General features: G+C 55.8%; 17 protein-coding genes and 1 pseudogene. 15 read left to right on the top strand and 3 right to left on the bottom strand.

Annotation, left to right across the window (positions count from 1 at the left end):
* Positions 1–85: 85 nt before the first annotated feature.
* The 3 genes from malG to malE all read right to left on the bottom strand — a co-directional run bounded on the left by malG (position 86) and on the right by malE (position 3851).
* On the bottom strand, positions 86–976 hold the full coding sequence (malG, locus tag ACZRKO_RS16830; protein ID WP_463738391.1) for a maltose ABC transporter permease MalG: 891 nt from the start codon (positions 974–976) through the stop codon (positions 86–88).
* A gap of 21 nt (positions 977–997) precedes the next feature.
* Entirely contained in the window at positions 998–2566 is a 1569-nt protein-coding gene (gene malF / locus ACZRKO_RS16825) for a maltose ABC transporter permease MalF (protein ID WP_463738390.1), read from the bottom strand.
* Positions 2567–2636: 70 nt separating this feature from the next.
* Complete coding sequence (malE, locus tag ACZRKO_RS16820) at positions 2637–3851, bottom strand: maltose/maltodextrin ABC transporter substrate-binding protein MalE (protein WP_463738389.1); 1215 nt, start codon at positions 3849–3851, stop codon at positions 2637–2639.
* A gap of 438 nt (positions 3852–4289) precedes the next feature.
* On the opposite strand from malE, the gene malK reads away from it, so the two are divergent.
* The 15 genes and pseudogenes from malK (at position 4290) to ACZRKO_RS16745 (ending at position 19436) form a co-directional block, all read left to right on the top strand.
* Positions 4290–5399: a maltose/maltodextrin ABC transporter ATP-binding protein MalK gene (malK, locus tag ACZRKO_RS16815; protein ID WP_459175859.1), complete on the top strand. Its 1110-nt coding sequence runs from the start codon at positions 4290–4292 to the stop codon at positions 5397–5399.
* Positions 5400–5428: 29 nt separating this feature from the next.
* Positions 5429–6724 carry a maltoporin gene (locus ACZRKO_RS16810; protein ID WP_463738524.1) on the top strand — a complete coding sequence of 432 codons (1296 nt, stop codon included), beginning with the start codon at positions 5429–5431 and terminating at the stop codon, positions 6722–6724.
* A 221-nt stretch (positions 6725–6945) separates the two neighbouring features.
* Positions 6946–7857: a maltose operon protein MalM gene (gene malM / locus ACZRKO_RS16805; RefSeq protein ID WP_463738388.1), complete on the top strand. Its 912-nt coding sequence runs from the start codon at positions 6946–6948 to the stop codon at positions 7855–7857.
* 90 nt (positions 7858–7947) lie between these two features.
* A pseudogene (locus tag ACZRKO_RS16800) lies at positions 7948–8187 on the top strand (AraC family ligand binding domain-containing protein); the annotation flags it as partial.
* Between the two features lie 162 nt (positions 8188–8349).
* Positions 8350–9081, top strand: a complete 732-nt coding sequence (locus ACZRKO_RS16795; RefSeq protein ID WP_463738387.1) for a FadR/GntR family transcriptional regulator — start codon at positions 8350–8352, stop codon at positions 9079–9081.
* 97 nt (positions 9082–9178) lie between these two features.
* Positions 9179–10072, top strand: a complete 894-nt coding sequence (locus ACZRKO_RS16790; RefSeq protein ID WP_463738386.1) for a 2-dehydro-3-deoxygalactonokinase — start codon at positions 9179–9181, stop codon at positions 10070–10072.
* Positions 10069–10719, top strand: a complete 651-nt coding sequence (locus ACZRKO_RS16785; RefSeq protein ID WP_463738385.1) for a 2-dehydro-3-deoxy-6-phosphogalactonate aldolase — start codon at positions 10069–10071, stop codon at positions 10717–10719. The genes ACZRKO_RS16790 and ACZRKO_RS16785 overlap by 4 nt, the downstream gene beginning before the upstream one ends.
* Before the next feature lie 6 nt (positions 10720–10725).
* Complete coding sequence (locus ACZRKO_RS16780; RefSeq protein ID WP_463738384.1) at positions 10726–11595, top strand: SMP-30/gluconolactonase/LRE family protein; 870 nt, start codon at positions 10726–10728, stop codon at positions 11593–11595.
* A gap of 31 nt (positions 11596–11626) precedes the next feature.
* Positions 11627–13012 carry a sugar porter family MFS transporter gene (locus ACZRKO_RS16775; protein ID WP_463738383.1) on the top strand — a complete coding sequence of 462 codons (1386 nt, stop codon included), beginning with the start codon at positions 11627–11629 and terminating at the stop codon, positions 13010–13012.
* A gap of 47 nt (positions 13013–13059) precedes the next feature.
* Positions 13060–14442, top strand: coding sequence for an MFS transporter (locus ACZRKO_RS16770; RefSeq protein WP_463738382.1), 1383 nt, complete (start codon positions 13060–13062; stop codon positions 14440–14442).
* Positions 14439–16160, top strand: a complete 1722-nt coding sequence (gene ilvD / locus ACZRKO_RS16765) for a dihydroxy-acid dehydratase (RefSeq protein ID WP_463738381.1) — start codon at positions 14439–14441, stop codon at positions 16158–16160. Before ACZRKO_RS16770 ends, ilvD begins: the two co-directional genes overlap by 4 nt.
* Before the next feature lie 12 nt (positions 16161–16172).
* On the top strand, positions 16173–17057 hold the full coding sequence (locus ACZRKO_RS16760; protein WP_463738380.1) for a dihydrodipicolinate synthase family protein: 885 nt from the start codon (positions 16173–16175) through the stop codon (positions 17055–17057).
* 71 nt (positions 17058–17128) lie between these two features.
* Complete coding sequence (locus tag ACZRKO_RS16755; protein WP_463738379.1) at positions 17129–17896, top strand: SDR family NAD(P)-dependent oxidoreductase; 768 nt, start codon at positions 17129–17131, stop codon at positions 17894–17896.
* Between the two features lie 101 nt (positions 17897–17997).
* On the top strand, positions 17998–18636 hold the full coding sequence (locus ACZRKO_RS16750; protein WP_463738378.1) for an RpiB/LacA/LacB family sugar-phosphate isomerase: 639 nt from the start codon (positions 17998–18000) through the stop codon (positions 18634–18636).
* A gap of 98 nt (positions 18637–18734) precedes the next feature.
* Positions 18735–19436 (top strand): acid phosphatase, encoded by a 702-nt coding sequence (locus ACZRKO_RS16745; protein WP_463738377.1) that lies wholly within the window; start codon positions 18735–18737, stop codon positions 19434–19436.
* The last annotated feature ends 81 nt before the right edge of the window (positions 19437–19517 follow it).

The raw sequence follows: 19517 nt of genomic DNA, 5'->3' as shown, positions 1-19517 counted from the left end.
TTAAAAACTTCAGACACAGAGGTACTTCCACGAACCAAACAAACAACAACAAGGGCATTGCAGTAAATTTGAAATCAAGGGCTATCTAGCCTTTCACACCACCGGCGGTTAAGCCGCCGACCAGCCAGCGCTGGGCGACCAGAAACACGGCGGTGATCGGTATCGCCGAGAGGATCGCGGCGGCAGCGAAATCGCCCCACAGATAGTTTTGCGGGTTGAGGTATTGCTGCATCCCGACTGCCAGCGTGTAGCTGTTGACGTCGCGCAGCAGCAGTGAGGCTACCGGCACTTCGGTAATAGCCGCGATAAATGACAGAATAAAGACCACCGCCAGAATCGGCACTGACAGCGGCAGCAGCACCAGCCTGAACGCCTGCCACGGCGTGGCACCATCGAGCGACGCGGCTTCTTCCAGCGAATTATCGATGGTTTCGAAATAGCCTTTGATGGTCCAGACGTGCAGTGCAATGCCGCCCATGTAGGCAAAAATCACCCCGCCGTGGGTGTTCAGGCCGAGGAACGGCACGTACTGGCCGAGACGGTCGAACAAAGCATAGAGCGCCACCAGCGACAATACCGCCGGGAACATCTGGAAAATCAGCATACTTTTCAGCAGGGTGCTTTTGCCGCGAAAACGCATTCGGGCAAAGGCATACGCGCAGGTGGTGGAGAGCGCCACGATGCCAATCGCGGTGATCACCGCAATTTTGATGGAGTTCCACAACCACAGCATCACCGGAAACGGCGGCGGGGTGACGCTGCCGTCGGCGTTGGTTACTGCCATGCCGAGCGCCAGTTTCCAGTGATCCCACGACACCTGATCCGGGATCAGGCTGCCGGTGGCGAAGTTACCCGGCCGCAGCGAGATGGCGAACACCATCAGTAGCGGGAAGAGGATCAGCGCCACAAAGCACAGCAACAGCAGATGTGTCACGAACAGCCTGACTTTTTGCGACTTCGGTTTAACCATAGGCATGTCTGTTTCTCCTTAGCCGGGTTAGTCGAACTTCATGCGTGAAGCTTTCAGATTGATGATGGCGAGTGCGCCGACCAAAATGAAAATCAGCGTGGCGATGGCCGCAGCCAGCCCGAAGTCCTGCCCGCCGCCGCCTTCGAAGGCAATGCGGTAGGTGTAGCTGACCAGCAGGTCGGTATGACCGGCCGGTGTGGTGGTGCCGAGCATATCCGGGCCGCCGTTGGTCAGCAGTTGGATCAGCACGAAGTTATTAAAGTTAAAGGCGAAACTGGCGATCATCAGCGGCGTCAGGGGTTTTATCAGCAGCGGCAGGGTGATGCGGAAGAAGTTCTGCATTGGCGTCGCGCCGTCCATCGCGGACGCTTCGTAGAGATCGTCCGGTACGGCTTTCAGCAGGCCCATGCACAGGATCATCATGTACGGATAACCCAGCCAGGTATTGACGATAATGATCATGGTTTTGGCGGTCATCGGGTCGCTGAACCACGCCGGTTTGATGCCAAACAGGCTGCTGAGCATCAGGTTAATTTCCCCGAAGCTCTGGTTGAATAATCCTTTGAAAATCAGAATCGAAATAAATGCCGGTACGGCGTAGGGCAGGATCAGCAGGACGCGGTAAACCGCTTTGCCTTTCAGCTCCTCCCACTGCACCACGCAGGCCAGCACCATGCCGACGGCAACGGTCAGCACGACGGTCAGCAGCGAGAAAATAATGGTCCAGACGAAGATCGACAGGAATGGCTTCTGAATGCCGTCATCATGCAGCACGCGCAGGAAGTTCGCCCAACCGATATTCACGGTAAAGCCGGGACTGAGCTTCTCAGCCTGCCATTCACCGCTGGCATTCACAGCCTGATAAAACCCGCTCTCCATGTTGGGGCGGTAGACCACGCCGGTTTGCACGTTGGTCAGCTGTTTTCCGTCATCGGCTTTTTTGTACAACGGCTGGCTGCCGGAGAACTGGCGCAGTGAACTCATACGCAGCGTTTCGCCATCGGGCAGTTTAGCGGTCAGTTGTCCCAGCGCCTGACGGTTTTGGGTGATCACCCGCAGCCCGGCCTTTTCGCCCTGAGGCATCCCGTCAGGCAAGAGGGTCAGGGTTTGTGGCGCGATGGCGTTGAGCTCAAAAGGGGAGGAGACGAGGGTATCGCCGCTGTCCGGTACGCTCAGCGCAAGGCGCCACTGGTTGGCGTCGGCAGGATAAAGACCAAAGGTGTAGGCTTTGTCGGCCTGAAACTGGCGGTCCATCAGCACCGACTGCGCACGTTCGAAAGTCAGCTGGTTGGTGCTGCTGTAGTTAGTGAAAGCGATAAAAATGGTGCACACCAGCGGGAACAGCACGAATAACGACATACCGGCGAGGCCGGGATAGACGTAGCGCCATGAATACGCGCGGCGGTTGGCGTAAATATAGAGGCCGACGGAAGAGAGCAGCAGCGTCAGCATGGCAAACAAATATTCCCCCTGAGCATACATCAGTACGATCAGGTAACCGGTGAACAGTGCGAACAGACCCACAATCAGCCACTTAAGGACATTGCTTATCTGTCGTTTTTTTCGAAGAGGCAGTCCGGTTTGAGCTGCTTGCATAGACTCGTCATCCTTCAGGTTGAAGCTGTGGCGTGAAGGCATTAATGCGCATCACGCCAGTTTTTACGTGTTATTTGGTGACGCGGGTCTCGGCTTCTTTCAGTGCTTGCTGCACGGTCTGACGGCCGTTAATGGCGTTGATAATGGCGCTGCGTTCGGCATACCAGAAAGCACTCATCTGCGGGATATTCGGCATGATTTCACCCGTTTGTGAGTTCGCCATGGTGGCGGCGATGCGTGGATCTTTTTCCAGTTGTTCCTGATAAGACTTCAGCGCTACGGCACCCAGCGGTTTGTCTTTATTGACAGCGGCCAGGCCTTCATCGGTCATCAGGTAGTTTTCGAGGAACTCTTTGGCCAGCTCTTTGTTCGGGCTGGCGGCGTTAATCCCCGCGGTCAGTACACCGACAAACGGTTTGGACGGCTTGCCGTGGAAGGTGGGCAGCAGGGTGACGCCGTAGTTGATTTTACTCTTATCGATGTTTGACCATGCCCACGGGCCATCGATGGTCATCGCGGTCTGGCCTTTGTTGAAGGCTGCTTCGGCGATGGAGTAGTCGGTGTCGGCGTTGATGTGCTTATTCTTCACCAGATCGATGATGAATTGCAGGCCAGCCTGTGAACCCGCGTTGTTTACGCCGGTGTCTTTAATGTTGTATTTGCCGTTCTCATATTTGTACGCATAGCCGCCGTCAGCGGCGATGATTGGCCAGGTGAAGTAGGGTTCTTGCAGGTTCCACATGATGGCGCTTTTGCCTTTGGCGCGCAGCTCTTTGTCCAGCGCGGGGATCTCTTCCCAGGTCTTCGGCGCTGCTTTAATGATGTCTTTATTATAAATCAGCGACAGCGCTTCGACCGAAACCGGATAGCCGATCAGCTTGCCGTTGTAGGTGACGGCATCCCAGGTGAACGGGAAGAGTTTGTCTTTGAACGCCTGATCCGGGCTGATCTCAGCCAGCAGGCCAGACTGCGCGTAGCCGCCAAAACGGTCATGCGCCCAGAAGATGATATCCGGGCCGTCGCCGGTGGCAGCGACCTGCGGGTACTTCTCTTCCAGTTTGTCAGGGTGTTCGATCGTGACTTTGATACCGGTATCTTTTTCGAATTTTTTGCCGACTTCCGCCAGGCCGTTATAGCCTTTGTCGCCGTTAATCCAGATAACCAGTTTGCCTTCTTCTATCTTGGCAAACGCGGAAGAGGACAACACCAGCGTGGCCAACGCCGAAACGGCCAGAGTGTGTTTGACCAATTTCTTAATACTAAGAGTTTTAATGCTGAGCGTCATAATCCAATCCTTTTAGGTCCGGTAGGGAGTCGGGTTCTTATTCGATGTTCGTGTTCTTAGAGGAAATAAGAAAAGCTTGCTGGACCAGTGTCGGCGATAAGGCAATGCGGCTTCATCATCCCCCTCTCTACGCCCCCGGCTCTGGTTGTGTGATCCAGTTAACACTGCTGGGCTTTCTGTGGGGTATCACTCAAAAATATGGGTCGCATTTTGCCATTCAGATCACGAATTTGATCTTTGGTATGAACTTTCAGCCGGTTACGCAAAATGCTCATCCTCCTTCCTCCTCCCCCATGAAAAACTTTGTTACGGATGATTACCAAATCTGCCTGTTCCCTCACTCTTGCTGACATTCAGTTCCCTTGCTGACAAGGCACATCACCTCGCAGTTCGCCTTGCCTCACAGGACACTTTGACCAGTCAGTTCAGGAGTCGGGTATGGCGGGCGTATCACTTCGTAATCTCTATAAAGCCTTTGGCGACACCGTTATCTCAAAAGACGTGAACATTGAGATAGAAGAGGGCGAGTTTGTGGTGTTTGTCGGGCCATCCGGTTGCGGGAAATCCACCCTGTTACGCATGATTGCCGGCCTTGAAGACATCACCTCCGGCGAACTGCTGATTGGCGGACAGCGCATGAATGAAGTGCCTCCGGCCGAACGCGGCATCGGTATGGTGTTTCAGTCCTACGCTCTTTATCCGCACCTGTCGGTGGCGGAGAACATGTCGTTTGGCCTGAAGCTGGCCGGGACCAAAAAAGCCGAAATTACTCAGCGGGTCAATCAGGTGGCTGAGATCCTGCAACTGGCGCACCTGCTGGACCGCCGTCCGAAAGCACTCTCCGGCGGACAACGTCAGCGTGTGGCGATTGGCCGTACGCTGGTGGCAGAGCCGAACGTATTTTTGCTCGATGAACCCCTTTCTAACCTCGATGCGGCGCTGCGTGTGCAGATGCGCATTGAGATCTCCCGTCTGCATAAGCGCCTCAAACGCACCATGATTTACGTCACCCACGATCAGGTCGAAGCCATGACATTGGCCGATAAAATCGTGGTGCTGGACGCCGGTCGCGTGGCGCAAATCGGTAAGCCTCTCGCGCTTTACCACTACCCAGCCAACCGCTTTGTGGCCGGTTTTATCGGCTCACCAAAAATGAATTTCCTGCCGGTGAAAGTCACCGGTGCTGAACCCGAACGTGTGCAAATCGAACTGCCTGACCGTCAGCGCATCTGGCTGCCGGTGGAAGGCCACGAGGTCACGGTCGGTTCAAACCTGTCTCTGGGGATCCGTCCTGAACACTTATTACCGAGCGATATTGCCGAAGTGACGCTGTCCGGTGTGGTGCAGGTGGTCGAACAGCTCGGCAACGAAACCCAGATTCATATCGAGATCCCGGCTATCCGTCAAAACCTGGTGTACCGCCAGAACGACGTGGTGCTGGTAGAAGAAGGTGCAACATTCGCTATTGGCTTGCCGCCACATCGCTGTCACTTGTTCCGCGAGGACGGGACTGCGTGCCGACGGCTACACCCGGAGCCGGGCGTTTAAAGCACGCATCCCCCTACAGGAGAACAATGATGATAACTCTGCGTAAATACTCTCTGCCGCTGGCTGTTGCGGCGGGCATTCTTTCTACACCGGCAATGGCAGTGGATTTCACCGGTTATGCGCGTTCCGGTATCGGCTGGACCGGCAGCGGCGGCGAGCAACAATGTTTCAAGGCAACGGGTGCTGACAGCAAATACCGTCTGGGTAACGAATGTGAAACCTATGCTGAATTAAAGCTTGGGCAAGAAGTGTGGAAAGAAGGGGATAAGAGCTTCTACTTCGACACCAACGTAGCGTACTCCGTGTCACAACAGAACGATTGGGAGTCAACCGATCCGGCTTTCCGTGAAGCAAACGTCAAAGGCAAGAACCTGATCGAATGGCTGCCAGGATCCACCATCTGGGCCGGTAAGCGTTTCTACCAACGCCATGACGTCCACATGATCGACTTCTACTACTGGGATATCTCCGGTCCGGGTGCGGGTCTGGAAGATGTGGATCTGGGCTTTGGTAAACTGTCTTTAGCGGCCACGCGGAACACCGAAAGCGGTGGCTCTTACGGCTACATCGCCGACCAGCGTAACGAAATGCCAACCTCCAACGACGTCTTCGACGTGCGTCTGGCCGGTATGAATGTGAACCCAGGCGGCGTGCTGGAACTGGGTGTGGATTACGGTCGTGCCAATGCGCGTGATGGTTATTCACTGGCTGATAACGCCACCAAAGACGGCGTGTTGCTGACGGCAGAACACACACAAAGCATCTACAACGGCTATAACAAATTTGTGCTGCAGTATGCGACGGATTCCATGAATGATCCGAACAGCGGCGCAGCCACCGGTCACTCCAATGGTGGCAGTATCAATAATAATGGCCATATGGTGCGTGTGATTGACCACGGGGCTATCGACTTCAATGACACCTGGAGCCTGATGTACGTGGCGATGTATCAGGACGTTGATCGCGATAACAACAACGGCACAACCTGGTACACCGCGGGTATCCGCCCGATGTACAAATGGACGCCAATCATGAGCACCTTGCTGGAAGTCGGTTACGACAACGTGAAATCTCAGCGTACCAGCGATACCAATGGACAATACAAAGTCACCCTGGCGCAACAGTGGCAGGCAGGCGACAGCATCTGGTCACGTCCGGCCATCCGTGTCTTCGCGACCTACGCCAACTGGGATGAAAAATGGGGCTACGACACTGACAGCGGCGTAAACAACGGTCTGGCCATGAACGACACCAGCACCCGTACTTTCAGCCGCGGCAATGACAGTGAAGTGACCTTTGGGGCACAGATGGAAATCTGGTGGTAAAACCTTCGTCATCCTTCTAGCCACAGGTGCGTTGGCTGCCTGTGCTCACCCGAGTCACGTAGCGGTCTACGCTCCTCGGGATTCACACAGTTGCCGCCTTCCTGTGACTCGAATGATTTAGAAGGTTATGTGCTCCAATATTAGAAATAGAAAAGATGTGCTGGCTGGCGGGATGTTTCGGCTGACCGCCAGCCTTCATGGTGATTCAAAAGGAAATAACGATGAAAAAAAATCTGCTGTCACTGTGTCTGTCGCTGAGCCTGATGGCTGCCACACCTGCAATGGTGAATGCGGCGCAAAATGATGCGTCCGTTGCGCCGGTGATTTCGGCCCAGACCTTACATAATTTATCGTGGACGCCGCTGGTTCCGCCGGTGACGCAGGATGTCACGCTCAGTACCTCTGGCGTGCAAATTAATCAGGGCGATATTCAGGGCGCGGTGGGTGCATTTGCGCTGCCAGCGGACCGGGGATCGCTGGAAATAACCCTGACCAGCATCGCGACCGGTAAAACCGTGTATGCGCCGAACGTGCTGGTGCTGGATGAACAGATGCGCCCGGCGGCTTATTATCCGTCGAGCTACTTCCCGTATGAAAAACCGGGCATTGTCTCCAGCGACCGTCTGGAAGGCACCCTGAAACTGACGCCAGCGCTGGGTCAGAAACAAATTTACCTGCTGGTGTACACCACGAAGCAGGATCTGGCTGAAACCACGCAGATGACCAACCCGGCCAAGGCTTATGCCGCCGGTGTGGGTAATGCCGTGCCGGATATCCCGGATCCGGTGGCCCGCCATACGCCATCCGGAATGCTCAGCATTAAAGTCCGCGCCGAGCAGAAAGCGGGCAACATTATGATTGGTCAGGCACTGAGCTTTAACAGCGCTGAAGATGCCCCTGCTGCTGCGCCGGTTGTCGTCGGCCAATCACCGGCTGCGCGCGCCGCTGCTCCAGCCGCACCGGCTAAACCGGCCGAGCCGCTGCTGTCGGATTCTGAAACCTATTACAACGACGCGATTAAGAAAGCCGTGAAAGCCGGTGATGTCGATAAAGCCCTAAAACTGCTGGATGAAGCCGAACGTCTTGGATCGAAAACGGCCCGCAAGACCTTTATTGAAAGCGTTAAGCATTAAAAGTCCCCGTTTGCTCCTCCCCGGCTAAGGGGAGGAGCAAAGCCGCATTCTCTGTTACCCTGCTGTTAATACACTCCGCGCAGCAGGGCGATGGCGTCAAAGAACGGGATCGATTTATCGAAAGATAAAGACAGCGGTATTGAGACGATTCAGGCCCATTTTGAAGGCCACGCGTATGATCCCCACTGACACGACAGCTATCTGGTCGGTGTCACCCGTCAGGGCGTTCAGCAATTCAGCTGCCGCCGTCAGAAACATCAAAGCCTGCCCGGTAAAGTCTTCATGCCCGAACCCGGAGAGATCCACGACGGCATCGTTGCAACGGCCGGGCATCGCACTGGTGGGTAAAAAGAAAATCGCCAGAAAGCTGACCGGCAAGCTTGGGCCGTTGGGCTGAAGAAGATTACACCGAAGGATTAACCTGCCGGATGCGTACTTTTTGCTGCGTTCTGCGGTTACAATCATCGCTTTACGACAATCAAAGGGGCATCCATGAAAACGACCGGTCCTTCGGTGTCCGAAGCGATCACCCGCGATCTGGCTATGCGCGTGATCCGCGGGGAGTTACCCGCCGGGCTCGCCATCGCCGGAGAGAATGAATTGGCGCAGCACTACTCAGCTTCACGCACCTCGGTGCGCAATGCCTTACAGGTGCTGGCGGCCAAAGGCATGTTGTCGATTCAACCCAAACGTCGTACTACCGTCAATCCGCGCGAGATGTGGAGTTTCCTCGACGCCGATGTGCTGAGCTGGCTGGAAGATGTCGGCATTGAGCCGGGCATCGTTGAGCATCTGATGGTGACGCGCCTGATTTTCGAGCCCAATGCCGCCGCGATGGCAGCCAGTAACGCCAATGGCCACGATCTGGCCGCGATGGAAGATGCCTGGAACCTGATGTTGCAGGGCCAGCAGCAAAACTCGGCCCGCCTGTTCGAAGAGGGGGATTTGGCGTTTCATCTGGCGATCCTCAAAGCCTGTCATAACCCTTTTCTGATCTCTATCGGCAGCGCGCTGTCGGCGGCGATGATGCTGTCGTTTAAGCAAACGCTGGAAGAAGATTTGCAACTGACCAAAGAAGCGGTGGAACAACACCGGATCCTGATGGAAGCCATCCGTATGAAGCAGGTGGACAACTCCCGCGAGATCATGCGCAGCATCCTGCTCGAAGCCGCCAATAAAAAGCTCTGGCGCGACACCCCGCAAAAATACTCGCATCTGATGTAAGGACTATTTAACCGGCCCGCGATCTGATTCACAGAATGTGGGCTGTTTTATTTATATGCTACTTGTAATACAAGATACTTAAATAGGTATTACAAGAATGAGCAAGAAATGGATAGCCGTTGATTGGGGAACCACTAACTTCCGTGCGTTTCTGATCAATCACCACGACATCGAAGACCGCCTGAGCGCCCCTCTGGGCCTCCTTCAGGTCGCCAGTCGCCAGTTTGCTTCCTCCCTGCACTCGCTGCTCAACGGCTGGCTGACACAGCACGGCAGTTTGCCCATCCTGATGGCGGGCATGGTGGGTTCTCAGCAGGGTTGGGCGGATGTGTCTTACGTGACGCTGCCCGCGAGTGCAGGTGATTTCGCGGCACACACCGCTGAAGTCGTGACGCCGTGGGGCAGCCGCTGCCATATTGTGGCCGGTGCTACCTGCGAAAGTGAGTGGGGCTTCCCGGACGTCATGCGCGGCGAGGAAGTACAGCTTTTAGGGCTGGCGGAATTGCATCCGGCGGCGTCTCACCGGGTGATCCTGCCCGGCACTCACAGTAAACACGCCAGACTGCAGGCTGGAAAACTCATCGATTTCAGCACCTTCATGACGGGCGAACTCTACGCCACGCTGATTAACCATTCGCTGCTCGGTAAAGATTTACCCTCCTGCGAACAGGATGGCGCGGCGTTTGATCTCGGCGTCGTCAGCAGCAAGAAATCTCCTTTCCTCAGCCATGCGATTTTCTCCGCCCGTACCCTGCGGTTGCGCGGGGTTATCACCCCTGCGCAGGTCAGCAGTTATCTCTCCGGCCTGCTGATCGGCAGCGAAATGGCGGCGCTGGCGGCAGAAGAGGCCTGGGTCGTTGGCTCTCCGTCGCTGACCCTGAGTTATCAGCGCGCGGCCCGCCAGTTTGGCACCACCCTGCACGCGGCGGATGGCGCAGCCTGTTTTGTTCAGGGTTTATCACAGATTTATCACAGTGGAGTCTTCGCATGAATTATCAGAAATTTTCCGAACAGTGGCAGCAGTGTTCTCTGCCCCTGGTGGCGATTTTACGCGGTGTCACTCCGGCCGAAGCAGAGGGCGTAGCCCTGACGCTGGTGAAGTGCGGTTTTACCTATCTCGAAGTGCCGATGAACAGCCCGTCACCGCTGGAATCGATCCGCATTATGACGGATGTACTGGGTTCCCGCGCCTATGTGGGGGCGGGCACGGTGCTGACGCCACAACAGGTCGCCGACGTTGCGCAGGCGGGCGGTCAGTTGATTATTTCCCCCAATGCGGACGTAGCCGTCATTGAAGCGAGCTGCGCGTTGAGCCTGATTAGTCTGCCGGGTGTCACGACGCCGACCGAGGCATTTCGCGCCCTGCAGGCCGGTGCGCACGGGCTGAAACTCTTCCCGGCGGAGCTCGTCACACCTGTCGTCACCAAAGCAATGCGCGCGGTGCTGCCGCGTGAAGCTGTTTGCCTGCCGGTCGGTGGCATTGCGGCGGATGCGGCGCAAATGCGTACCTATGTGCAGGCCGGAGCGCAGGGGTTTGGCCTCGGCGGAGGATTGTATCAGCCCGGAATGTCACTCGCGGCGCTGCATGAAAAGGCAGATGCCTATCGGCATGCGTGGCAACAAAGTCTGGCCGGGTAACCGCAGATGAACGGCTCTCTCCTCAGCCTCGCGCAGCCCGTTGGTGATTACCGTGCCACCCTTGGCGAAACGCCGGTGTGGTGCTGCGCCACGCAGTCACTGATTTGGGTCGATATCGTGCAGCAACGTCTTTTGCGTCTGTGGCCAGAACACAGTAATGAGGTGGATATCCATCCGTTGCCGTTTATCTGTAGCGCCGCGTTACTGACCGACCAGCCGGGCCAGTGGCTGCTGGTGACCAGCGCCGGGGTGAAGTTGTATGACAGCGCGTTGCGCCGCTTTACTTCGCTCTGCCCGTGGGTGGAAGACGCGCAAACCCGGCCGAACGAAGCCGCCATCGCGCCGGACGGTTCACTGTGGTTTAGCACGATGGACGTCACCGCGCAGCAGGCCAAAGGCAGCTGGTACCGCTTCACCTCTGGCGACAAACAGCCGGTGCAGATGCTCGGCGGTCAGCATGTGCCGAATACCCTGCTGTGGTTCGGCGGCTATGCGTGGTTTGGCGATACCTTCGCCCACCGTTTTTACCGTTCACCGGCCGATGTGATGTCGCCTGAAACCTTGATGAGTTGGCCGACCGGTGACTTTTTTGCCGACGGCTCGGCGCAGGACGAGCACGGCGTGATGTTCAACGCCCGCTGGGGGGCGAGTTGCCTGGCGCGTTATCAACTGACTGACGCCGCGCCTGAGTTTATTGACACTTTGCCTCTGCCGGTTCAGCAGCCCTCCAGTTGTGCTTTTGGCGGGCCTGCTCTTTCTGATCTTTACGTAACCTCTGCCCGCGATGGCCTGTTAACACCAACGCCGCAGGACGGTGCATTGCTTCGAATTCATACCTCATTCAACGGACAGCGAGCTTCGCTATTCCAACTATAACAATGGTCTGTTTTTACACGGAAGGTACTTTATGAGCACTCGAAATTTACCCCATACCAACGGGCAAACGTACTTGATTTGCCTGCTTGCGGCACTGGCCGGGCTGTTGTTTGGTCTGGATATGGGCGTTATCGCAGGCGCGCTACCTTTTCTGGCGCAAGAGTTTGGTTTAAGCAGCCATCAACAGGAGATGGTTGTCAGCATCATGATGCTCGGTGCGACTTTTGGTGCGCTGTGCAGCGGCCCGATGTCCGGTCGTATCGGGCGCAAGAAAACCCTGTTGATCGGCGCGGTGCTGTTTGTGGTCGGTTCGCTTGGCTGTGCTTTTGCACCGGACCTGATCATGCTGGAAGTGTCACGCTTCCTGCTGGGTGTGGCAGTCGGCGTGGCGTCTTTCGTCGCCCCTCTTTATCTGTCAGAAATCGCGCCGGAGCATATCCGCGGCAGCATGATTTCGCTCTATCAACTGATGATCACCATCGGCATTTTAGCGGCCTTCCTGTCTGACGTGGGTTTCAGCGCCAGCGGTAACTGGCGCTGGATGCTGGGCATTATTACTTTTCCGGCGCTGATTCTGTTTTTCGGGGTGCTGACGCTGCCGGAAAGCCCACGCTGGCTGTCGATGAAAGGCAAAAACGATCTGGCGATGAAAGTGCTGACGCTGCTGCGCTCTTCCACCGAAGACGCCCGCAAAGAGCTGGATGCTATCCGTGAAAACGTGCAGCAAAAACAGCGCGGCTGGCAGCTCTTTCGTTCCAACAGCCACTTCCGCCGTTCGACCTATCTTGGCGTGTTATTGCAATTCATGCAGCAGTTCACCGGCATGACCGTCATCATGTATTACGCGCCGAAAATCTTCGCGATTGCCGGTTTCGCCACCACGAAAGAGCAGATGTGGGGCACGGTGATCGCCGGTCTGGTCAATGTGCTGGCGACCTTTATTGCTATCGGTCTCGTGGACCGCTGGGGACGTAAACCGATTTTGAAACTTGGCTTCAGCGTCATGGGTATCTGCATGGGGCTGATGGGCTATATGTTCTTTGTCGGCATCACGTCGGCGGCGCAGCAATACACCGCCGTGCTGTTGTTGCTCATCTTCATTACCGGTTTTGCCATGAGCGCCGGCCCGCTGATCTGGGTGCTGTGCTCGGAGATCCAACCGCTGGCAGGCCGCGACTTTGGCGTCACCTGTTCCACCATGGCTAACTGGATCGCCAACATGATCATCGGCGCGACTTTCCTGACGCTGATCGACTTTATGGGCAGCGCCGCCACCTTCTGGCTGTATGGCGTGCTGAACGTGCTGTGCATCATCCTGACCATTATTTTCGTTCCTGAAACCAAAAATATATCCCTCGAAAATATCGAGAAAAACCTGATGTCCGGCAAACGCCTGAGTCAAGTCGGTCGCGCGTAGTTCATCGTTGTACTGGCGTAGTTCAGCAATCAATAAGAGAGATGACCATGAATAAAAAGATCACCTCCCCCTCAGCTAGCAGTGACGGGGTGTATCGCAAAATTACCCGACGGCTGATCCCGTTTTTAATTTTGTGCTATTTCTTCGCCTATTTGGATCGGGTGAATATTGGCTTCGCCAAGCTGCATATGCAGGATGCGCTGAACTTCAGCGATACGGTGTATGGCCTGGGAGCCGGAATATTTTTCATCGGTTATTTCCTGTTTGAGTTGCCGAGCAACCTGATGATGCAGCGCTTCGGTGCCCGTGTGTGGATAGCACGCATCATGATCAGCTGGGCGGTGTTGTCTGCGGCGATGGTCTTTGTGACGTCATCGACCCAGTTCTATGTGCTGCGTTTTCTGCTCGGCGTGGCCGAAGCCGGCTTTTTTCCGGGCATCGTGTTTTACCTCACGCTGTGGTTCCCGTCCTGGCGTTCGGCCCGCACCCTCGGACTGTTTATTCTGGTGACGCCGCTGTCGACCATCATCGGCAGCCCGCTCTCAGGTGCCATTCTGAAGTTTTTTGAGAATGTGGAAGGCCTGCACAACTGGCAGTGGCTGTTTGTGGTTGAAGCGGTGCCGTCATTCCTGCTGGCGTTTGTGGTGCTGCGTTTTATGGACAACAGCGTGGCAGAAGCCAAATGGCTGACCGACGCCGAAAAACAGGTGGTGATCGACGATCTGGCCACCGATGCGAAGAGGCAGCTCGTCGCCAACGCCGGAAAACCGCAGCAGAACCTGCGGGCGATGCTCTCAAACCGCTATGTATGGCTGCTGGCGCTGATCTTCTTCAGTTTCAACATTGGCTACTACGGCATCAACTTCTGGCTGCCGTCGATCATTAAATCTTCCGGCGTCACTGATGACCTGAAAATCGGTTTTCTGGCGGCGTTGCCCTACGTCTTCGGTGCAGTGTTTATGGTGTGGAACAGCCGCCATTCTGACCTCAAGCGCGAACGCCGCTGGCATATCGCCATTCCGGCGATTATCGGCGCGGTCGGGCTGTCACTCAGTGCGTATTGCAGCGGGTCGACGGTGTGGATGATGGCGTGGATTTGCCTCGCGATGTCAGGAACTCTCGCATTAATTCCTACCTATATCAGCCTGCCCGGTACCTTGCTTTCGGGTACAGCGGCGGCGGCGGGTATCGCCCTGGTGAACTCCGTGGGCAATCTGGCCGGTTTCTTCGGGCCGGTGGTACTTGGCTGGCTGAAAGATAACACCGGTACGACCAGCACGGGCTTGTACATTCTGGCGGGTTTCCTGCTGCTGTGCGCGCCGTTGATATTTCTTCTGCCCGCCAGGCTGATTAATCCCAGCTTACAGGCGGCAGCTATTACGCCGGTTGAACCCGGTAATGAACCGATTTCGAGGAGAAACAGTATATGAGTGGATGTGGTGGTGGTGGTTGCGGCACCTGTGGTGAAGATCATTTCAACCCGATTTTACAAGGTGACGACGGTGCGCTGAAACGCGCCCTCTACAAGTCGATGGGCCATACCGACGAGCAACTGCGCAAGCCGGTGATTGCGGTAGTAAACAGCTATACCAATGCGACGGCGGGACATGCCAATCTGAACGAATTGACACAGCATGTACTGAAAGGCATCGACGAAGCCGGTGGCGTCGGCATGGTGTTTGGCACCATTGCGCCGTGTGACGGTATTGCCGAAGGGCACCTCGGGATGCGCTACATTCTGGCCGCCCGCGAAGTGATCACCAGCTCCATTGAAGTGATGATGCGCGCGCACCGTTTCGACGGCATGGTGCTGCTTGGTTCATGCGACAAAATAGTGCCCGCCATGCTGATGGCCGCTGCGCGGCTGGATATTCCTGCCATTATGGTCAACGGCGGCCCGATGTACCCGGCGAGATATAAGGGCAAAGACTGGGACGGCAATATTGTCACGGAAGCCATTGGCTGGAAACGTCGTGGCGAAATTGATGAAGCTGAATTCCGTCATATCGAAGATATCGCTGAGCCGGGCCCAGGTTCCTGCACCATGTATGGCACTGCCAATACCATGTGCTGTATTGCCGAAGTGCTGGGCATGAGTTTACCGGGCAGCAGCACCTTGCCTGCTATATCGTCAGAGCGCCGTGAGTGCGCGCACGAAACCGGCCGTGCGGCGGTGGATCTGGTGATGCGCGGTGTGAACGCGCGGCAGATCATCACGCCAGCCTCCCTGCGTAACGCCATGATCTATCTGCTGGCAACCGGTGGCTCGACCAACGCCATCCTGCATTTACAGGCGATTCACTACGAAGCGGAATATGGTCATCTGCCGCTGCACGCTTTCGATGTCCTGAGTCATCAGGTCCCGCTGGTGGCGTCACTGTATCCGGCCTCCGAATACGACATGATTGATTTCTGGGAAGCGGGCGGGGTGCCCGCAGTGGAAAACGAATTACAGTCGCTGATGGATCTCGACGCACTGACCGTCAGCGGGCAGACCAAGCGTGAATGGCTGGCTAACGGGCGCAAGAAAACCGCGCGTCCCGAAGTGGTCCACACGTTGGCGATCCCGGTGCGTAATGAGTCAGGTGTTGCGGTGCTGACCGGTAATATTTCACCGCTTGGTTGCGTGGTGAAACCGGCGGCTGTACCCGAAAATCTGATGACCTTCACCGGACCTGCGGTAGTGTTCAACAGTGAGCAGGAGTCGGTGGATGCGATCCTTTCAGGTGAAATTCCACCGGGTAGCGTACTGGTTCTGCGTTACGAGGGGCCAAAAGGCGGGCCGGGCATGCCTGAGATGTACAAACCGATGAAATGCCTCGAAGGGATGAACCTGTCCGACAGCTGCGCGCTGATCACCGACGGCCGTTTCTCCGGTTCTAACCGCGGGCTGTTTGTCGGCCATATTTCACCGGAAGCCAGCGACGGCGGTGATCTTGCGCTAGTCGAAGCGGGTGACTCTATCACCATCGATATTCCGGCCCGCAGCCTGACGCTCAATGTCTCACCGGAGATTCTGGCAGTGCGGCGTGCGCACTGGGTGCCGGTTGAAAAACAGGTGCCGCGGGGCTTCCTGCGTTTATACCGCCGCTGGGCCTCATCCGCCGCAGAGGGTGCCGTTCTGGCCGATCAGAGTGAGGACAACTAATTGACTATATCGATGAAAATTAAGGGCGTTAACCCGATTGCGGCGTTGCCGTTTACGCCGGGCGGCGACGTTGATTACGCCAGTTTTGGGCGCCTGCTGGAACATCTGGCCGGAACTGGTGCAGACGGCCTGACGCTGTTTGGTATCGCCAGCGAGTTTCCTAAACTGGAGGACGGTGAGCGTGCGCGGCTGGCAACGCAGTTTCTCTCTGAGCTCAGCGGCAGCGGCATGTACCGCGCGTTATCTGTTACCGATCACAGCACCGAAGTGGCGGTAAAACGTGCACAAAGTTACCAGAAACAAGGCGCTGATGCGCTGATGTTATTGCCGCCGTTCTTCCTGCAACCGGGGCCTGAGGCCATTCGCCACCATATTTTCTCAGTGCTGGAGGCGGTGGATATCCCGGTGATGGTGCAGTACGCGCCGGGCGAGACGGGGCTTTCGATCACACCTGAACAACTCAGTGACGTGGCTGCACGCTACCCGCACGCGGTCTTTAAAATTGAGTGCAATCCGCCAGTTGATTATACCCGTGAGTTTCTGCAACTCGCCCCGCAGGCAAGCGTGATGAACGGCTACGCCGGGCTTTACATGTTGCCGATGCTTGAGGCAGGCGGTAAAGGCGTGATGCCGGGCTGCTCCTTCACAGAGATTTATGTGCAGATTTACCGCCTGTGGCAACAGGGGCTCGGGGCTGAAGCCACAGAACTGCATGCTAAATTGCTGCCATGGATCACGCGTTGGATGACGCATTGCGAGTACATCATTCAGGCTGAAAAAACCGTTCTGTACCGCCGTGGGATCATCGCCAGTGATTACTGCCGTCATCCGGGCTGGTCGCTAACCGGGGATGACAACGCGCTCATCAACGATTTCATCACTACATTTAATTTATAAACTAACCGCTGGCGCGACGGCCTGTGACTTCAGGAAACTGTCGCGCCAGCCTGCCACTTCAGGGAATGGATATGTCAGATAAAACACCACGCGTCGTGATTGTAACCGGCGCCAGTCAGGGAATTGGCCTGGCGATTGCAAAATCGTTTTTACAGCAGGGCGACATTGTTATTGGTGGCGCCTTCTCTGCGCTCGATAAAGCCCCACTGGCCCATGAGCTTATGGCGCAGTATCCAGAACGTTTTCACTATTTCTCCGTGGACGTGACTCGAACAGAAGCCATTGCCGAATTCGCTGAAAAGGCCGAAGCGCTGTATGGACGTGTGGATGTGCTGGTCTCGAATGCGGGTAAAAACGTGTTCAAAGGCATCGACTGTAACGAGGAGGACTGGCATCACAATCTGGATCTCAATCTGCGTTCGCACTGGTTTATGGCTAAGTGCTTCCGCTATGCGCTGGAACGCTCCCGCGGCGTGATTCTGGTGATGACGTCGAACCATGCCTTCTCTACCATGCCGGGTTGCGCGCCTTACAACATCACCAAACGTGCATTGTTATCATTGGTGCAAAGTCTGACGATTGAGTGGGGGCCTGCGATACGCGCCGTCGGCATTGCACCGGGGTTTATCGACACCGCAGGTAATCAGGTGTGGTTTGACTCACACCCGGACGGCACTCTGGCCCGTGAACAAACCATCCAGAAACATCCGGTTGGCCGCTTGGGCCTGCCTGAGGAAGTCGGTGAACTGTGTCTTTTTCTCGCCAGTGCTCATGCCGGTTTCATCGCCGGCACGACAATTGTCATGGATGGCGGACGCAGTGCGCTGATGCAGGACTGAAGCCCGCTTTTGCGAGCGTGGTCACGCAATAATTCTGCTCTGCCTGTCATAAAACGCTATCATCATGAAAATGAAATGGCGTTTTATTATTTGGAGCGAAGATGAAAATTGCATTGATGATGGAAAACAGCCAGGCCGCTAAAAATGCGTCAGTGCTGAAAGAGCTGAAAACCGTGGCGGATGAAAAGTCCTATCCGGTTTACAACGTCGGCATGAGTGATGAGCAGGATCACCATCTGACTTACATTCATTTAGGCATCATGGCCAGTATTTTGCTCAACGCCAAAGCGGTGGATTTTGTGGTGACCGGTTGCGGAACCGGGCAGGGCGCGCTGATGTCGCTGAATATTCATCCGGGCGTGATTTGCGGTTACTGTATTGATCCGGCCGATGCCTACCTGTTCGCCCAGATCAACAACGGTAACGCGCTGTCACTGCCGTTCGCTAAGGGCTACGGCTGGGGCGCAGAGCTGAATGTGCGCTTTATTTTTGAGAAAGCTTTCACGGGCGTGAAAGGCGAGGGCTATCCGGCGGACCGTAAGGATCCGCAGGTACGCAATGCCGGGATCCTCAATCAGGTCAAAGCCGCCGTGGTCAAAGAGAACTATCTCGACACCCTGCGCGCTATCGATCCTGAGCTGGTGAAAACCGCCGTCAGCGGCCCGCGCTTCCAGCAATGCCTCTTTGAAAACGGTCAGAACAGAGAGATTGAAGACTTTGTCCGGTCACTTTTAGCCTGAACCTCCCTGGCCCCGCTCTCATTGCGGGGTCATGTCATAAAGCTGTCACACTGACTCATTACTCTCCTGTTATTGAAAAAAATATCAGGAGCACTCCCTTGCGTAAGTCCCTCGTCGCATTACTGTTTTTAACCGTTACCTCCAGCGCCTTTGCCGTTCACGCTGCCGAAGAGGCTAAGCCTTTCGTCACCAGCAAAGAGGTTGATCTGAGTAAATATCTGCCTGCTCCACCGGCGGATGATTCAGCCCAGACCAAAGCCGAGCTGAAAGAGCTGCTGGCGATTCAGGCCAGCCGCACGCCGGAGCAGGAAAAAGCGGCAATTGCGGATGCTGAGGAAAATGTTTGGCGCTTTGCCGACGTAATGGGACCTGATTTCAACGCTGAAAAATTACCGAAAGTGGCGGCGCTGTTTGAGCGCGTGGTTGCGACCGAAGACGTGGTGGATGATTCCGCCAAGAAGTTCTTCAACCGCCCGCGCCCGTATATGCTGGATGAACAAATTCACCCACTGCTGAAAAAATCTAAATCGGGCTCATGGCCGTCCGGTCACTCGACTATCGGCTACCTTATGGCAACCTTGCTGGGCGATATGGTGCCGGAAAAGCGCAATGAACTGTTCACCCGTGCCGCAGGTTACGCCGAGAACCGCTTGGTAGCGGGTTTCCATTACCGTTCAGATACTGTTATGAGTCGCACTGGTGCTGCACTCATCGCCCAGAAGATGGCCGAACAGCCTGAATTCCAGACTGAATTCGACGCCGCAAAAGCCGAACTGCGCGGGCAGATGGGGCTGAAGTAGGTTTTAGCTGCCGTATGCCAGAAGGCTGCCAAAGGGTGGCCTTTTTTATTTTGCCTTTTCATTGGAATACGTCTCGCAAAA

The sequence above is a fragment of the Ewingella sp. C233 genome (assembly GCF_055407225.1).
This window is presented reverse-complemented; position numbering and strand designations above follow the sequence as displayed.

What these genes read in the sequence shown, in the direction of transcription:
- malG (WP_463738391.1), bottom strand. Translation starts at nt 976, where the DNA reads ATGCCTATGGTTAAACCGAAGTCGCAAAAAGTCAGGCTGTTCGTGACA.
- malF (WP_463738390.1), bottom strand. Translation starts at nt 2,566, where the DNA reads ATGCAAGCAGCTCAAACCGGACTGCCTCTTCGAAAAAAACGACAGATA.
- malE (WP_463738389.1), bottom strand. Translation starts at nt 3,851, where the DNA reads ATGACGCTCAGCATTAAAACTCTTAGTATTAAGAAATTGGTCAAACAC.
- malK (WP_459175859.1), top strand. Translation starts at nt 4,290, where the DNA reads ATGGCGGGCGTATCACTTCGTAATCTCTATAAAGCCTTTGGCGACACC.
- ACZRKO_RS16810 (WP_463738524.1), top strand. Translation starts at nt 5,429, where the DNA reads ATGATAACTCTGCGTAAATACTCTCTGCCGCTGGCTGTTGCGGCGGGC.
- malM (WP_463738388.1), top strand. Translation starts at nt 6,946, where the DNA reads ATGAAAAAAAATCTGCTGTCACTGTGTCTGTCGCTGAGCCTGATGGCT.
- ACZRKO_RS16795 (WP_463738387.1), top strand. Translation starts at nt 8,350, where the DNA reads ATGAAAACGACCGGTCCTTCGGTGTCCGAAGCGATCACCCGCGATCTG.
- ACZRKO_RS16790 (WP_463738386.1), top strand. Translation starts at nt 9,179, where the DNA reads ATGAGCAAGAAATGGATAGCCGTTGATTGGGGAACCACTAACTTCCGT.
- ACZRKO_RS16785 (WP_463738385.1), top strand. Translation starts at nt 10,069, where the DNA reads ATGAATTATCAGAAATTTTCCGAACAGTGGCAGCAGTGTTCTCTGCCC.
- ACZRKO_RS16780 (WP_463738384.1), top strand. Translation starts at nt 10,726, where the DNA reads ATGAACGGCTCTCTCCTCAGCCTCGCGCAGCCCGTTGGTGATTACCGT.
- ACZRKO_RS16775 (WP_463738383.1), top strand. Translation starts at nt 11,627, where the DNA reads ATGAGCACTCGAAATTTACCCCATACCAACGGGCAAACGTACTTGATT.
- ACZRKO_RS16770 (WP_463738382.1), top strand. Translation starts at nt 13,060, where the DNA reads ATGAATAAAAAGATCACCTCCCCCTCAGCTAGCAGTGACGGGGTGTAT.
- ilvD (WP_463738381.1), top strand. Translation starts at nt 14,439, where the DNA reads ATGAGTGGATGTGGTGGTGGTGGTTGCGGCACCTGTGGTGAAGATCAT.
- ACZRKO_RS16760 (WP_463738380.1), top strand. Translation starts at nt 16,173, where the DNA reads ATGAAAATTAAGGGCGTTAACCCGATTGCGGCGTTGCCGTTTACGCCG.
- ACZRKO_RS16755 (WP_463738379.1), top strand. Translation starts at nt 17,129, where the DNA reads ATGTCAGATAAAACACCACGCGTCGTGATTGTAACCGGCGCCAGTCAG.
- ACZRKO_RS16750 (WP_463738378.1), top strand. Translation starts at nt 17,998, where the DNA reads ATGAAAATTGCATTGATGATGGAAAACAGCCAGGCCGCTAAAAATGCG.